Annotated in this window: 13 protein-coding genes and 1 pseudogene; 1 reads left to right on the forward strand and 13 read right to left on the reverse strand. The window is 51.8% G+C overall.

Features of this window, described 5'->3' with window-relative positions; genetic code table 11:
* Positions 1–91: 91 nt before the first annotated feature.
* Genes BJU60_RS03190 through BJU60_RS03200 form a run of 3 tightly spaced genes read right to left on the reverse strand, consistent with a single transcriptional unit; the run spans position 92 to position 2770 of the window.
* On the reverse strand, positions 92–295 hold the full coding sequence (locus tag BJU60_RS03190) for a hypothetical protein (protein ID WP_070327448.1): 204 nt from the start codon (positions 293–295) through the stop codon (positions 92–94).
* Positions 296–336: 41 nt separating this feature from the next.
* A complete protein-coding gene (locus tag BJU60_RS03195) occupies positions 337–1764 on the reverse strand; it encodes a RecQ family ATP-dependent DNA helicase (protein WP_083273964.1) in 1428 nt (475 codons plus the stop codon).
* Complete coding sequence (locus BJU60_RS03200; protein ID WP_070327450.1) at positions 1748–2770, reverse strand: helix-turn-helix domain-containing protein; 1023 nt, start codon at positions 2768–2770, stop codon at positions 1748–1750. Before BJU60_RS03200 ends, BJU60_RS03195 begins: the two co-directional genes overlap by 17 nt.
* Positions 2771–2914: 144 nt before the next feature.
* Between BJU60_RS03200 and BJU60_RS03205 the strand changes: the two genes are divergently transcribed.
* Positions 2915–3163 (forward strand): ferredoxin, encoded by a 249-nt coding sequence (locus BJU60_RS03205; RefSeq protein WP_016510114.1) that lies wholly within the window; start codon positions 2915–2917, stop codon positions 3161–3163.
* A 38-nt stretch (positions 3164–3201) separates the two neighbouring features.
* Here BJU60_RS03205 and BJU60_RS03210 read toward each other — a convergent pair whose 3' ends face one another.
* From BJU60_RS03210 to BJU60_RS03255, 10 genes and pseudogenes are all read right to left on the reverse strand, one after another.
* A complete protein-coding gene (locus tag BJU60_RS03210; RefSeq protein ID WP_070327451.1) occupies positions 3202–4011 on the reverse strand; it encodes a thermonuclease family protein in 810 nt (269 codons plus the stop codon).
* 83 nt (positions 4012–4094) lie between these two features.
* Positions 4095–5054 carry an ABC transporter permease gene (locus BJU60_RS03215; RefSeq protein ID WP_070327452.1) on the reverse strand — a complete coding sequence of 320 codons (960 nt, stop codon included), beginning with the start codon at positions 5052–5054 and terminating at the stop codon, positions 4095–4097.
* Positions 5051–6115: an ABC transporter permease gene (locus BJU60_RS03220; protein WP_070327453.1), complete on the reverse strand. Its 1065-nt coding sequence runs from the start codon at positions 6113–6115 to the stop codon at positions 5051–5053. The genes BJU60_RS03215 and BJU60_RS03220 overlap by 4 nt, the downstream gene beginning before the upstream one ends.
* Positions 6112–7638 (reverse strand): ABC transporter ATP-binding protein, encoded by a 1527-nt coding sequence (locus BJU60_RS03225; RefSeq protein WP_070327454.1) that lies wholly within the window; start codon positions 7636–7638, stop codon positions 6112–6114. Before BJU60_RS03225 ends, BJU60_RS03220 begins: the two co-directional genes overlap by 4 nt.
* 61 nt (positions 7639–7699) lie before the next feature.
* Positions 7700–8785 carry a BMP family lipoprotein gene (locus BJU60_RS03230; protein ID WP_070327944.1) on the reverse strand — a complete coding sequence of 362 codons (1086 nt, stop codon included), beginning with the start codon at positions 8783–8785 and terminating at the stop codon, positions 7700–7702.
* A gap of 131 nt (positions 8786–8916) precedes the next feature.
* Positions 8917–9636: a GntR family transcriptional regulator gene (locus tag BJU60_RS03235; RefSeq protein WP_016510124.1), complete on the reverse strand. Its 720-nt coding sequence runs from the start codon at positions 9634–9636 to the stop codon at positions 8917–8919.
* Positions 9637–10040: 404 nt separating this feature from the next.
* A pseudogene (locus tag BJU60_RS15485) lies at positions 10041–11450 on the reverse strand (DNA translocase FtsK); the annotation flags it as partial.
* Positions 11451–12291: 841 nt separating this feature from the next.
* Positions 12292–13959, reverse strand: a complete 1668-nt coding sequence (locus BJU60_RS03245) for a ribonuclease J (RefSeq protein WP_070327456.1) — start codon at positions 13957–13959, stop codon at positions 12292–12294.
* A gap of 96 nt (positions 13960–14055) precedes the next feature.
* Positions 14056–14709 carry a M15 family metallopeptidase gene (locus BJU60_RS03250; RefSeq protein WP_070327457.1) on the reverse strand — a complete coding sequence of 218 codons (654 nt, stop codon included), beginning with the start codon at positions 14707–14709 and terminating at the stop codon, positions 14056–14058.
* On the reverse strand, positions 14706–15959 hold the full coding sequence (locus BJU60_RS03255; protein WP_070327458.1) for a lipid II:glycine glycyltransferase FemX: 1254 nt from the start codon (positions 15957–15959) through the stop codon (positions 14706–14708). Before BJU60_RS03255 ends, BJU60_RS03250 begins: the two co-directional genes overlap by 4 nt.
* Positions 15960–15961: the final 2 nt, after the last annotated feature.

Below are 15961 nucleotides of genomic sequence, written 5' to 3' on the forward strand. Positions count from 1 at the left end.
TTTGTGAGAAACAGGTGTGACTTTTCCAATTCAAGTAAACATCGCGAGGATGTTGAAACAAAATAAAAAATACGGCGTCTCCACCGTATCATCAGAAAAATAATGTATGACGTCCTATATATAAAAATGCGAGGATAATCGCAAACATCGTCAAAGTCAGCATCATAGCCAGCGGTCGTTTCAACCAATTATCATTCAATTTTTCTTTCCGCTCGTGCTCTTGCCGTTCCGACCGAGACGGCAACGTGTCCACGACTTTTTCACGAAGAGAATCTGCTTGGTTTCGATGTCGCAACGTGTGCCCTCCTTTACCTTTTTTATCATTTTACTATGATATCAATCAAAGGAAAAGATGCGCGCCAACCGATGTTTCCAATCTGTCACATTTTTAGACACAACTTGAACCGACGGCGGGAATGAAATCTCACCACAGACGTCACAGCAATCGGCTTGTTTGACCGGTTGCTCCGAAAAGTAATTCAGCAAGTAGTCGCGTCGGCACTTCTTGATAAGCGCGTAGTCGATCATTTGACCGAGCTGGCGGTACCGGGCCCGCTTTCTCTCTTTTACCCAATTGACCGCATCGGCAAGCGTGCGTTCGGCGAGCATTTGGTTTAGCAAGCCCCATACCGGATCTTCCTCGTTCATCTTCAACAGCCGCGGTAATTGCGACAAACTCGTGCCGTTGTCCCGTTCTAGATAAGCTATGCGGATGTCTTTATCTTTCGGGTACTGTTGATCGATTAAAAACTGTTGGATCCGTTCATCCCCTTCGGCATACAGTAAGACGGCAAACGCCGGTTCGCCGTCCCGGCCGGCCCGGCCGATCTCTTGCATATACGCCTCGAGCGTCGCCGGCAGTTGGAAATGGATGACAGAGCGCACGTTATCTTTGTTGACGCCCATCCCGAACGCACTCGTACATACCATGATCGCGACTTCGTCGCGTAAAAACTGCGATTGAACGAGGCGCCGATCCTCGGTCGACATCCCGCCGTGATAAAACAAGGCGTCATCGAGTTGAAGCGCGAGCGCTTCAGCTTCCCGTCGTGTCGCCGTATAGATGACGGCCGGTGTCGGCACTTCTCGAACGAGTTCGATCAGTCGCGGCATCTTTCGTTCCGTCTCGAGCCGTTCGACGATGAGACGGATCTCAGGTCGATTGGCCGAATGGACGAATTGGGACGGCGAGAATAAAGCTAGTTTTTCAATAATGTCCCGTTTCACGTTTTCCGGGGCCGTCGCCGTGACGGCCATGCATTGCGGGCTTCCGAGTTGTTTACGGAGCTCCCCGAGCCGTGCGTATTCCGGCCTGAACTCGTGACCCCATTGCGAGATACAGTGCGCTTCATCGATGACGAGCATTTGAATCGGAGTCCTTGCGAGCGCCCGGGTCACGTGCGGTACGGCAAGCTGTTCGGGAGATAGGTATAAGAACCGATAGCGCTTCAAATGATTCAGTATGTCTTGTTTCTCTTCTAACGTCTCCATCGACGTCAGCCTCGCCACGCCACGCTCGCCGCGCTCCCGAATATGGAGCATTTGGTCTTCGATCAACGACAAGAGCGGCGAGACGATAATCGTCAAGCCTTCGTTCTTTAAATACGACGGGAGTTGGAACGTCAATGATTTCCCGGCACCCGTCGGCATGATCGCCAACACGTCCTGCCCTTCGGCGACCGCTTCGATGACGTCACGCTGTCCGGGACGAAACGTCTCGTGACCGAACACACGCTTCAACGTTTTTTCATACAAATGTCTCACCTCGTTTCAATCTCGCGAACACTAACCGAATTTGGAAGTAACTGAGATTGTCGGTTTTCTCGAAGATCGGCTTTAGCGCCCAGCTGTCTTCTTCCCGTAACCGTTCGACTTCGGCAATCGCGTCGGCTGGCACGAATTGATCGAGCGGGAAGTCGTCCAAATACATCGCCATCTCGACGACGTGGTCTTCGATTGTGCTCGTGCGCAGGCGCCTGATCGATTGTACTTGCGCGAACGTGCGACCGGCCGAAAACAAATCGAACGATTCACGCGCCGATAACGTCATCCGCTCATCCGACAATCCGTGGGCAAACCCTAGTATTTTGGCATCTCGCGGCACAGTCCGTAACAGCGCGTTCCATCCGGCCAAGAAATAAAGCCGTGCCGTCCGAGCATCGACGTCAAGGAGCGTCGCGATCTGTTCATACGTGTATCCCGTCTCGAACGCCCCGGTGAAACGATAGACGACTGCCGTCGCATATGGATCACCGACCGTTTCAAGCGCTGTTTCGAGTTCTTGATGAAACGAGGCGATCAGTTCTTTCCACTCTCGTTCCGTTCGCACGATTTGCTTGACCCACCGCTCGGCCATCCGATCGGCTTGAACCGGATAAAACGTGCGCTCGTGTTCGAGTGACATGAACGTCTGGATAAATAAACTGAGACGTTTCCATGTCATCGTCGTATAGTCCCGGTACTCGCCACCGAGCCGGTCAAACAACTGGCTGACCGCGTCCGGACTAGCGAGCATACTTCCGGCTTCGGTTAACGTGAACGTCGCCCGATTGAGCCAGCCTCTTTTCTCAAACGAGACTAACAGCTTCTCATAATCATATTTCGTATAAGGGAACAGTCCGAAAATCGGTTCAAGGTCATAAAAAAAAGCATCTTGGAGCGTCGTCGCCGAACGTTTTCCGTTTAAAACGTGAAACAGGCTACGTTCGCTGCGCTCCCCTTTTAAGCGTTGAATCGATAGGAGCAACACTCCGTCGGCTAAATGAACCATCCTTCCACCCTCTCTCATTATCACTATCCCTCCAAAACGTTATTCGTTTCCTCATTGAAATATTAGGGTATGTAGACTACAATTACTCATAGTCAGTAGAAAGTCATTTCTATGCAGAGAGACGAAACGTTTGGAGGGTTACAAATGGCAAAATTTACTATCGTTGACAAAGATACATGTATCGCATGTGGTGCTTGCGGAGCAGCTGCTCCCGACATCTTCGACTATGATGACGAAGGTCTCGCCTTCAACTTGATGGACGACAACACAGGCACAGTCGAAGTACCTGACGAACTGTCGGAAGATTTGATGGACGCGTTCGAAGGATGTCCGACCGACTCAATCAAAGTCGCTGACGAATCGTTCGATGGCGACGCACTCAAATACGAATAAGAGAGACATGTGTGTCAAGTTGACACACATGTCTTTTTTTAACGGGCCGCTCTTCTAAACCCTGCCGCCTCGGCCTCTCCTTCCGTACAGAACATTTCCTCCGGGTTCGTGCGTTCATAGCTCGCACCGCCAGGCACGTGATAAATTTTCTCACCTTCCCGATTAATGTTCCCTTTAATGTCACACGCTTCGCTCGGCTCCGATCGAGGTTTCGCCGGTCGCGCCGCTTCATGGTCGAAACCGTTGCCCGTCACGTAGTCCTCGATGCTCCAAATGCCGAGCAGCTCGCGCCGGGCCGCGCGTTCGACATCGCGGAACGCATCGATGTGCTGGGTGTTCGGGGCGTAAACGTACGCGACGCGTGCGAGACCGCGACGCAGCAGCTCTTCATTGAGCATCGCATCATCATACCATACGTAAGCGAGCGTCCGCTGATAGCGGTCGTAGCGCCCGACGTCGTACTCGAGGACGATCGTCTCACCTTCCGGTAACCAACGCGCGACGAACGCCTTCGCGTCCTCACCGAACGGTTGGACCGGCAACGTCGGATGACTCGTCTCAGGCGTGTCGACGAGCAGGAGTCGAATCGACTCGGTCGCACCGCTCTCAAACTCGACTTTAAGCGTATCGCCATCGATGACGCGGTCTAACGTGACTGTCTCCGTCTTGCCGATCGGCGCTTTAACTTTTGTCCCGACGTCCGCTGCCGGGTAATCCGACTCGAGTTCGACGAGCGATTCCGGCGGCTCGATTTGCTCGGCGAACCAGTCATCGACCGAGCAACCGGCTAACGAAACGCTCAGCACGAGAACGAGCAGTAGTTGCCACCATTGTTTCAATTGTCTCACCTCTACACCAGTATAACAAAAAAGGTTGTTTGACTTAAGCGTCAAACAACCTTGGCAAAACGAGACATATGTCCTTTCCCTCGTCAGCGTTTCCCTTTAATATACGGGATACCAACTGATCTCGGAGCGTCCGCTCGTCCGACGACACCTGCTAGGGCGAGGATCGTCAACGCGTACGGCGCGATCAAGAGCAATACTTGCGGTACGTTATTGATGACCGGCAAGTTACTGCCGATGATCGATAGCGCTTGGGCGAACCCGAAGAATAAACCAGCGCCTAGGGCACCGAGCGGGTTCCATTTTCCGAAGATCATCGCGGCAATGGCGAGGAAACCTTGTCCGACGATCGTCGTCCCACTGAAGTTGGTCGTAACCGTGACGGCATAGACCGCACCAGCCAAACCACCGAACGCACCTGAGAGCATGACGCCCATGAAGCGCATCTTCGTGACGTTGATCCCCATCGTGTCCGCCGCCATCGGATGCTCACCGACCGAACGAAGGCGAAGACCGAACGGCGTCTTGAAGATGACGAACCAGACGACGAACGCGAGGATGATCGCGATGAACGACGTGTATTGGACGTTGATGAAGAACATGCGGAGCACCGGGATGTCCGACAGAATCGGCACGTTCTCTTTGGCGATCCGATATTCGATGAAATCGGTCTGTCCTTTATTGTAAAGAACCCGAACGACGAAGATGGCGAGCCCGACGGCAAGCATGTTGATTGCGACACCGAGAACGGTTTGGTCAGCCCGCCAGAGGATGGCAGGAACGGCCAAGAATAGCGAGAACAGCGCGCCGACGACCATGGCGATCAACAGTGAGAGCCACGGGCTGAGCCCGCCAAATCCCATATCGGTCAGTGTGAGCGTGACGATGATCCCCGTCGCCGCACCGATGACCATGATGCCTTCTAGAGCGATGTTGACGACACCCGAACGTTCACTGAAAATGCCGCCGAGCGCCGCGATGATGAGTGGAGTCGCATAGGCTAACGCAACCGGAACGACGATGTAGAGTACTTCTAAGAAGCTCATTTTTTCTCCACTCCTTTCTTACGGTTTCCTTTAAGTTTTTCAATCACATAGTTTAAAGCATACCCTGACGCCACGAAGATGACGATGGCGGCAATGATGACTTTGACGAGTTCAGACGGGATGTTGGCCCCGAGTTGCATCGCAAGTCCGCCGATGTTAAGCCCGGCGAACAAGATGGCTGCCAGGAAGACACCGACCGCCGTGTTCGCACCGAGCAGGGCGACAGCGATCCCGTCGAATCCGACGCCGGTGAACGACGCGCTGAGCGTCATTCCGTTGAACGTCCCGAGACCTTCCATCGCGCCGGCAAGTCCGGCGAACATTCCAGAGATGACGAACGAGAGAATGATGTTCCGGTTAACGCTCATCCCCGCATATTGCGAGGCGTGTTTGTTAAATCCGACGGCACGAAGCTCATACCCGAGCGTCGTCCGTTGTAAGATGTAGTAATAGACGATCGCTGCGAGCACGGCGATGAGAATACCCCAGTGCAGACGCGAGAACGTCGTCAATTCTTGCAACATCGGTGAGGCGAGCGAGGCCGAGTCTTTAATATCTTCGGTCCGTTCGTTCGTCACACCGATGACACTACGCAAAATCGCGTTCGTCGTGTAGAGGGCGATATAGTTCATCATGATTGACGTGATAACTTCATGGACGTGGAACTTGGCTTTCAAGAAACCAGGAACGAACGCCCATAGCGCTGCCGCGAACATGGCCGCGAGAAGCGCGAGCGGCAAGTGAATGAACATCGGCAAGTCAAAATTGATCCCGACATAAACCGCTGCCACCCACCCGATCAAGACTTGACCTTCGACCCCGATGTTGAACAGTCCGGTCCGGAACGCGAACGCGACGGCCAAACCTGAGAAAATGAGCGGTGCTGCCGCACGGAGCGTCTCACCGATCGCATACGGGCTGCCGACCATGCCGCTGAAAAGTGATGAGAACCCTTGGACCGGGTTGTAACCACCGATGAGCATGACGATCGCACCGACAAGTAGTCCCATCAAGATCGACAAAAGCGGGATGAGAAGTCGATTATATGCTAGCTTGTTCATACTGTTTCTTCCCCTCTCTTACCGCCGGCCATCAAGAAGCCAAGCTCTTGCTCGGTCGTTTCTTTCGGATCGCGAATTCCGACGATCTTTCCTTCGTATAAAACGGCGATCCGGTCGGAGACGTGAAGGATTTCTTCAAGCTCGAACGAGATGAGCAGGACGGCACGTCCTTTCTCCCGTTCTTTAATGAGTTGCTCGTGAATGAATTCGATGGCTCCGACATCGAGCCCCCGTGTCGGTTGCGCGGCGATCAACAAGTCTGGTGACCGGTCGACTTCCCGGGCGATGATCGCTTTTTGCTGGTTACCGCCAGATAGAGCACGGGCCGGCACGTCGATCGATGGAGTTCGGACGTCAAACTTCTCAATCAACGCTTTCGCTTTCTCAGCGACGGCTTTATAGTTCATCAAGCCACGCTTTGAGAACGGCTCTTTATAGTACGTTTGGAGCACCATATTGTCACGGATCGAGTAGTCGAGGACGAGTCCGTGCTTGTGACGGTCTTGTGGGATGTGCCCGACACCGGACTCTGTCACTTTACGCGGCGTGAAGCCGGTCACGTCTTTCCCGTTCAATAAGATTTTACCTGCTTCAGGCTTTTTCAGACCTGAAAGCGCTTCAATTAATTCGGTCTGACCGTTCCCGTCGATCCCGGCGATACCGAGAATCTCTCCAGAACGAATTTGTAAATCCAAGCCCTCGACGACTTTCAGTCCGCGGCTGTCTTTGACGACGAGCTGTTGAACGTCGAGCACGACTTGCTGTGGATTTGCCTTGGAATATTCCGCATCAAAGTTTACCTCACGCCCGACCATCATCTCGGCTAAGCTATCTTCATTCACGGTCTCGTCGACTTCGACGGTACCGATATAGCGTCCGCGACGAATGACCGTACAGCGGTCGGCGACTTGCATGATTTCTTTTAATTTATGCGTGATCAAGATGATCGATTTGCCTTCTTCAATGAGCCGCTTCATGATTTGAATGAGTTCTTGGATTTCTTGCGGCGTCAAAACAGCGGTCGGCTCATCAAAAATCAAGATTTCAGCCCCGCGGTAAAGCGTTTTTAAAATTTCGACACGTTGTTGCATCCCAACCGAAATATCCTCGATTTTAGCATCAGGATCGATGCGAAGACCGTATTGCTCCGAGATGTCCATTACTTTTTTACGAGCCGTCGCCCGGTCGACCGTCAATCCACTTCTCGGTTCAGACCCGAGGATGATGTTCTCGGTCACCGTGAACTTCTCGACGAGCATGAAGTGTTGGTGTACCATGCCGATTCCAAGTTCGTTGGCGATGTTCGGATTTTCAATATTCACTTTCTCCCCGCGCACTCGAATCTCTCCACCTTCTGGTTGGTAGAGACCGAACAAGACGTTCATAAGCGTTGATTTCCCGGCACCGTTCTCGCCGAGCAGCGCATGAATCTCGCCTTTGCGAAGTTGGAGGGTGATGTTGTCGTTGGCTACGAACGTTCCGAACTCTTTGCGAATATTGAGCATTTCAATTACATATTCCAAGAAAGTCCACCCCTAACTTTAAGTAAAGGGAGACCGCATGGGTCCCCCCTAACTTAATGAATTATTTTACTGTTTTCATGAACTCTTCGAACTCAGCGTCAGTCGCTGGCGCCGTAAGTTCTCCGTCGATCAACTGTTGACGGTACTCTTCTACTTTGTCAAGAATCTCAGCAGATACGTGCTTGTCAGATGTTTCAGCGATACCGACGCCGTCATCTTTCAAACCGAATTCGATGATATCGCCACCTGGGAAGTTTCCATCCATCGTCTGTTTCGATACTTCGTAAGTTGCCGTATCAACACGTTTGACCATTGAAGTAAGGGTTACGTTTTCAGGAAGTCCTTCTTCGTACTGGTCACGGTCAACGCCGATGACCCATACGTCTTCGCCGTTCTTCTTACGGTTTTTCGCTTCTGTGAAGACACCTACACCCGTTCCGCCTGCTGCGTGATAGATGATGTCAGAGCCTGCTCCATACATCCCTGAAGAGATTGCCGTTCCTTTTTCAGCCGAGTTGAAGTCTTCAGCGTACTTGACGTCAATTGTCGCGTCTGGGTTGACGGCCATGACGCCCGCTTTATATCCATTTTCGAACTTTTTGATCAAGTCTGACTCGACGCCGCCGATGAAACCGACTTTGTCCGTTTTCGTTGTGAGACCTGCGACGACACCGACGAGGAACGAACCTTCTTGTTCTTTAAACGTGATCGACGCGACGTTCGGTGCGTCAACGACCATGTCGACGAGCGCGAAGTTGTTGTCTGGGAACTGCTCGGCAACTTTCTGGATATCTTCACCCATCAAGAAACCGATACCGTAGATCAAGTTGAAGTTATCGCGTGCCAATTGTTGCAAGTTTGGCTGATAGTCCGCTTGTTTTGAAGATTGAAGATATTTGAAGCCTTCGTTTTCAGTCAAGTTGTTGTCTGCTCCGAACTTCTGAAGACCTTCCCAAGCTGATTGGTTGAACGATTTGTCGTCAACGCCGCCAGTATCGGTTACCATCGCGACTTTGAAGTCGCTGCCTTCTCCGCCTTCGCCATTTGAAGTAGTACCTTCGTTGTCATCCCCACCGCATGCTGCAAGTACTGTTGAGAGCGTGAGACCTGCTGCTAAAGCTGAAAGAATCGTTTTTTTCTTGTTCATCATCGTCGTGTTTCCCCTTTCGGATCATAACAATTAAGGTTGTCATGTCATCAGTCGTCTTTACACCGGTATAAGAAAGCGCTTTCACGCCATTACCCAAAAATAACTATTTCCGCTTTACAAGAACTTGCTTAGACGCGTTTACGAACGACGTGGAAGTCGAAGCGGTCCGCTCGGAAAAAGTTTGCCGAATCGAGCAACGGTAAATCGCTCTCATCGTAATGCAGTTGTTTTAAAGCGAGTAACGGTTGGTCCGTTTGAAGTTGGGTCGAGATCTCTGAACTCACACTCGGTTCGATGTGCGTGATCGCGTATGCGACCCGACGTCCTACCTCTTTTTCAAGCGCATCGAATAACGACTTTCCTTCTGTCAACGCTTCAGGATTAGAGACGAGATGGGCTGGAATTTTATCCACACAGTAAACGACCGGTGTTTCATCTGCATAACGAATCCGGACAATCCGATAAATCGGTGAGTTCGGTTCAATTTTCAGACGCTCGGCTTCTCTCTCTGTCGCTAACACTTTTTCGGCCACCAATACTTTTGTTCCTGGTGTCATCTTGGCGCGCATGATCATGTCCGTGACACTGAACAGTTCCTCGATCCCAGAAGTGAATGGGGGTTTTGAACTGATGAATGTACCGACACCATGTTTCCGCACGACAAATTTCTCGTCTTCGAGAATGCGAAGCGCTTCTCGGAGCGTCGCTCGACTGACTCCTAGTTGCTTCGACAACTCGAATTCTGAAGGAAGTTTCTCTCCTTCACGATAGACACCATCGTCGATATCCTGCTTGATTTTCTCAATCACGCGAAGATAGAGCAAGCGATGATCGAGCTTGATCGACATGGGCCTCACCACCTTTACCTATTTCTTACCAGTGCTCAGACATCTGACGTATGAATGTCCTTGCCAATTCTAAGTATAGGGATTCCGTAAAAAGAACGCAATACTTTTTTGTTCGGAATCAAGGAAATGTTTTAAAGCCAAGGGATTATGTATACCACTTAGTCTATATTACCTGTTCTACGAGTGTTTGAAAAGAAATCGTAAAATGAAAACGGTATTAAAAAATGAAAGCGTTTCAACGTTTTCAGTAGTATGTCTCAATAGGTCATATAGTCCAGATGTGCTATATAACTTCTACTGTACATGTTTATCCGACGCGAGGTAACTGAATTGACGATACTTTTAAAAATAAACAAAAAACGAACTATTTCGAACGCATTCGTCCTTATAGTTCGTTTTTCGTATTATGCATCTTGTTGGTTAATGAGTACTTTCCGTGGCTTCGATCCTTCCGAAGGACCGACGTACCCTGCTTGTTCGAGCGAATCAATCAAGCGGGCCGCCCGGTTATAACCGATTCGGAATCTTCGTTGAATCATCGAAGTCGACGCCGTTTCTTGCGTCAAGATGAATTGGACGACTTCTTCGAATAATGAGTCGTCCGAGTCGATCGTCGTCACTTCTTCTTCTTTTGGCATCATCGCCTCGACGTACTGGGCCCGCTGCTGGGCGATGACATGGTTGACGACCGTCTCGACTTCCTGATCGGATACGAACGCCCCTTGGACGCGTACCGGCTTGTTCATTCCGTTCGCAAGCATGAGCATATCACCTCGCCCGAGCAGCTTCTCAGCCCCCCCGCCGTCGAGGATCGTTCTTGAATCGGTCGCTGACGAGACCGCGAACGCGATCCGTGATGGGATGTTCGCTTTAATGACACCCGTGATGACGTCGACGGATGGACGTTGCGTGGCGAGCACCATATGGATACCGGCCGCTCGTGCCATCTGGGCGAGCCGCATAATCGCGTCCTCGACGTCGTTTGAGGCGACCATCATCAAGTCGGCCAACTCATCCACGATGACGACGATGAACGGGAGCCGTTTAGCGTCTTCGTCCTCTGACTTGTCGACGAGGTCGTTGTAGCCCTCGATGTTACGGACACCGTAGCGGCTAAACAGCTCGTAGCGGCGCTCCATCTCGGCAACGACTTGCTTGAGCGCTTGAGCCGCTTTTTTCGGATCCGTCACGACCGGCGTCAATAAATGCGGGACGCCGTTGTAGACGTTCAACTCGACCATCTTCGGGTCGATCATCATGAGGCGGACTTGATCTGGCCGCGTCCGCATCAAAATAGACACGATCATCCCATTGATACAGACCGACTTCCCGGAGCCGGTCGACCCTGCGACGAGTAGATGAGGCATCTTGTTCAACGCGATCGTGACCGTCTCACCGCTAATACTGCGACCGAGCGCGACGAGGAGCGGTGCCTCATCGCGTTTGACAGGCTCCGCTTCTAACACCTCACGCAGACAGACCGGCGCGACTTCTTGGTTCGGGACTTCGATGCCGATGGCCGCCTTCCCTGGGATCGGTGCTTCGATGCGAATGTCTTTGGCGGCAAGTGCGAGTGCGAGATCATCACTCAATGAGGTGATCCGGCTCACTTTGACGCCGATGTCCGGTTGCAGCTCGTACTTCGTGACAGTCGGACCGAGATGGATTTTGAGCACTTTCACCCCGACGCCGAACGACTTGAGCGTTTGGACGAGTTTCGTTGCGTTCGCCTTCAATCGTACGTTCTCTCCTGACAAGTCGGTCACGACCGGTTCACTTAAAATCGTGAACTTCGGCAATTCGTATGTCGCAGACACGTCCTGAGCCGCTGTCATCATCATGTCCTCGGTCGGGATATCTGATACGACCTCGCTCTTCACGGTCTCGTCAGACACTTTCTGACGCTTCTCGGCGTCGATGGTCTCACTAAACCCGACAATCGGAATATCATGCATGACGACGGCGTCCGCCTCGGCCTCCACTTCTTGAGGCTTAGCTGTTGATTCGGACGCGCGTGCGTCGACCCGCTTCTTCTCAGTCGGTTTCGGTTTGGCGGGTGTACGTTCTCGGTCACGCCATTCTTGTTTAATCGCAACGAAACTTTCGAGCAACCGGTTCCCGATTGTCCGCCAAATCGCCGGAGACAGAAGCGAGACACCGACGACGAGGCTGATGATGCCAAGGAAGATAATCCCGAAGTCCGATAGCAAGTATTGGTTCAATCCGTAGAGCGCCCCGTTCACCACTCCCCGTTCCGTTCCCCACACCATGTCCCCGAACAATAGGAAGGACACGAACAGCAGGAAGATACCGGCTCGTTGGATCGGACGGAAATCGTTCAAGAATACGAGCAAGATGAATGCGACGATCAAATATGTGAGTGCACCCCAGCCCCCAAACAGCGTCGTCGCAAACGTCGCTGTCTGAGTCCCGACCCAGCCGAACTCGAACAGCGAAAAGATGAACGCGATCATCGACAAGATAAAGCCGGCCCAACCATATGTACGAAGTGGGATTGGCTGTTTCCGCTTACGATTCCTCGTCGTCGGTCGCGGCTTACGCTTCACCGGGGTCTTTCTCGTTTTTTGTGCCAACTTCTATTCCTCCTAAAAAAAGAGGCAAAAGTCAGATGACTTTTGCCTCGATCTCAATTCTTTAAATTTCCATGATGATCGGCAAGATCATCGGACGACGTTTCGTCTGTTCAAACAAGAAGACGCTGAGCCGCTCGCGGATATTTGATTTCAATTCGGTCCAATCACTTCCAGCTTCGAGACTCTTCTCAATCTGTTTCGTGACAATCCGGTTCGCTTCTGAGATCATCACTTCTGATTCGCGCATATAGACAAATCCACGCGAGATGAGTTCAGGGCCTGAAATCAACTTCTTCTGTTTACGGTTCAACGTGACGACACAGAGGACGACACCGTCTTGCGACAAGAGGCGACGGTCGCGGAGAACGATATTCCCGACGTCCCCGACACCGATTCCATCGATCAAGACGTTGCCGGCAGGAACTTTACGGCTCATCCGGGCTTTACGGCCCGTGAACTCGACGACGTCACCTTTCTCGACGATAAAGATGTTACTCGAATTGATCCCGACCTGTTGGGCGAGTTTCGAGTGGGCCATCTGCATCCGGTACTCCCCGTGAATCGGGAGGAAGTATTTCGGCTTGACGAGGTTGAGCATGAGCTTGAGCTCTTCAGCCGAACCGTGACCGGATACGTGCACTTTACGCTGGTTATAGATGACGTTCGCACCAGAACGGAATAAGAGATCGATCGTTTTCGAGACCGATTTTTCGTTACCCGGAATTGGCGTCGCCGCGATCACCACGGTATCATTCAAGCGAATATTCACTTGTTTGTGGGCGTTACGCGCCATGCGCGTCAAAGCCGCCATCGGCTCACCTTGTGAACCGGTCGTCAAGATGACGACTTTATCGTCCGGCAAACGGTTCACTTGCGAGAGCTCGACGAGCGTCTTCGGCTTGAAACGAAGGTAGTTCAAACGTTGTGCGACTTCGACGATGTTAACCATGCTGCGTCCAACGACTGCGACTTTACGGTCGTTCGCCTCGGCTGCAGCAAATACTTGTTGCAAACGATGAACGTTCGAAGCGAACGACGCGACGATCACACGCCCCTCGGCTTGATAGATCACATCGTTTAATTCAGCACCGACTAACGATTCAGACCCTGTTTGGCCTGGTCGTTCCGCGTTTGTTGAATCTGACAATAAACAGAGCACACCGCGCTGACCGATGGCTGCTAACTTGTTAAAGTCAGACTGCTTCCCATCGACCGGCGTGTAGTCGAATTTAAAGTCGCCGGTATGAACGATCGCGCCTTGTGACGTTTGAATGCAGACACCGACACAGTCAGGGATTGAATGGTTGACGCGGAAGAAAGTGATGAAATGATCAGCGATAGTCAATTTCGTTTTAGCGTCAATCAATCTAAGGTCGACTTCTTTCAGTAAGCCCGCCTCTTTTAACTTGAGCTCGATTAAACCGAGCGTCAATTTCGTCCCGTAGACCGGGACATGCTTCAAGTCACGGAGTACGTAGCTGAGTCCACCGATATGGTCTTCGTGACCATGGGTGATGAAAATAGCGCGTACCCGATCTTTGTTTTCTTTTAAATACGTAATGTCCGGGATGACGATATCAATCCCGAGCATCTCATCGCCTGGAAACATAAGGCCGGCATCGATGACGAAGATGTCGTCGTCTAGTTCCACGACGTACATGTTCTTCCCGATTTCGCCTACGCCACCAAGCGCAAAGACGCTAACGTTCTCAGTCTTCTTCTTTGACACTAACAAAAACCTCCTAGATGATTCATATTCTGTTTCGTCCACTTATCGCTACTGAATATTGTATCGGAAAAAACGCTTATATGCCACCATTTCCGTTCAATCGACTAGAGGTTTCATCACATCCGCGAGCGGCATCGTCGCTTTAGTGTCCGGCCGCTTGCCAGCTGCGAGCTGTCGAACCGATAAGCCGAAGTCCATCTGCAAGTGAGGATAGTCCGGAAAACTTCTCCAATCCCCACCCCATTCGAAGCCGAGTGCTTTTCCGAGTTCACCGAGTTCTTGCCAATCGGGTTCCCCCGACTTATTGTGATCTGCTTTCAAATCGTAGTCGGCCCGGTTATCGTGGATGATGACAAAATCGACCGCGAGTCCATAGTTATGATAACTTTGTCCCGCCTTGGCGTTCGTCACGACTTGCCCTGGTTTTGAGCGTCCTTGCGCGTAGAGCGCATTCTGTTCATCGGCCGAACGATAGCCTGACGTCAAGCGGACTTCAAGCCCGAGACATGAATACGCCAGTCTTACGAACGATTCGCCACGATCACGCACATGAGGATGCAAGTTGGCAAACGCCTTGTCACTACGGTCGACAATCGTCTGTTCCGAGCGCGGGCTCCGTTCGCACATCCCGGCTTCGAACGTCGGTTCATCGACCCAAGGCATTGGTCCGGGCCGCGAGAACGTATACGCCAAGAAGATCCCAATCAAAAACGCCGTCATCGCAAACGTCAAAACGCCTGACCATTTCATCTTCTTAACCGTTTACGGAGTCCTTTGACGAGCGGTAATCCTGTCTCGAGGGCAAAGTAGAGCGGCCGGTTCAAGACGAGGTCGAACTCGCCGACTTTCTCGATTTGATCGCTGCCCCAGCCCGATTTAAACGCATACAGGCCCGCATATTCATCGTCCGGCTCCGTACTGCCCGATACACCACCGAAATCATAGCGCTCGGCACCGCTTGCCTTGGCAGATTGCATCATCGTCCATTGCATCAGGTGGTTCGGCATGAACTCCCGAAACTCGTTCGAGGAAGCACCGTATAAGTAATACGAGCGGCGGCCGGCGAGCGTCAACAAGCCGCCCGATAACACGAGACCGTCCGGATAGCTGGCATGAAGCTGTTCGAGTTCCGGCAAGGCCGCTTCAGCTTTCACGAGTTGATCGCGCGTCTGTTTCTGACGATTCGACAAACTGATCCGTTTTTTCTCGACCGTTTCTTTTTCCAAAGACCGTTCGATCTTGTCAAGATCCCGTTTTGCTTTGTCGAGCGTCGCCATTTGTTGATCGAGCGCGAGTTTCGGTTCAAGTTTCGTCAAAAATAAACGAGCGTCATTCGGCTGCAGGCAATCGTATAAGTTCTCGAAGTAATCGAGCCCGCGAATGGCGAAGCCGTCACGCTCACCTGTGACTTTCATCAGTTCGGCGAACGTTTTCAAGCCGTCCCGACCGACTTCAGTACAGACAATCCCTTTACGCTCGGCAAGACGGACGTTATAGCGAAACTTATGATGGAACTTGGCGAAAATATCTTTCTCGCTCGGACGGAGGTCCGTCTCCATCGTGAAACGGGGTTGGGCATAGTCAAAGCCGCCGCCGTACCCTTTATGTGTAAAACCGAGGCTAGACATTTCCGTAAGTAAGCCCGGTACTTCGTCCCGGTCGATGTTCGGATCGATTTTGATGACGATCGCCTTTTTCAGTTTGGCGACGCGTTTCGCTTCCTCGGTCAAGGCACGCAATGATGCCACGTCATCGTAATCGACGACGAAACCGCGCGGTGCGTAACAAAGCGTGAACGGTAGCTTTGGCACTTGTTTGAATAAAAGAAGCGCCACTCCTGTCGTCTCACTATTTGTAGCGACGGCAATCCGCTCAGCGGACCAACCATTTTGTTTTTTGACGTCTGCCCAACTCGAAAGTTGGAGCAAGTCGCCGCGGTCGTGTGCTTTGACGAAATCGTCATGCTCTGTCTCTGTCAAGGTAATCGGTTGTACTGCCATAA

It is taken from the genome of Exiguobacterium aurantiacum (assembly GCF_001766415.1).
GTDB classification, from domain to species: Bacteria; Bacillota; Bacilli; order Exiguobacteriales; family Exiguobacteriaceae; genus Exiguobacterium; species Exiguobacterium aurantiacum_A.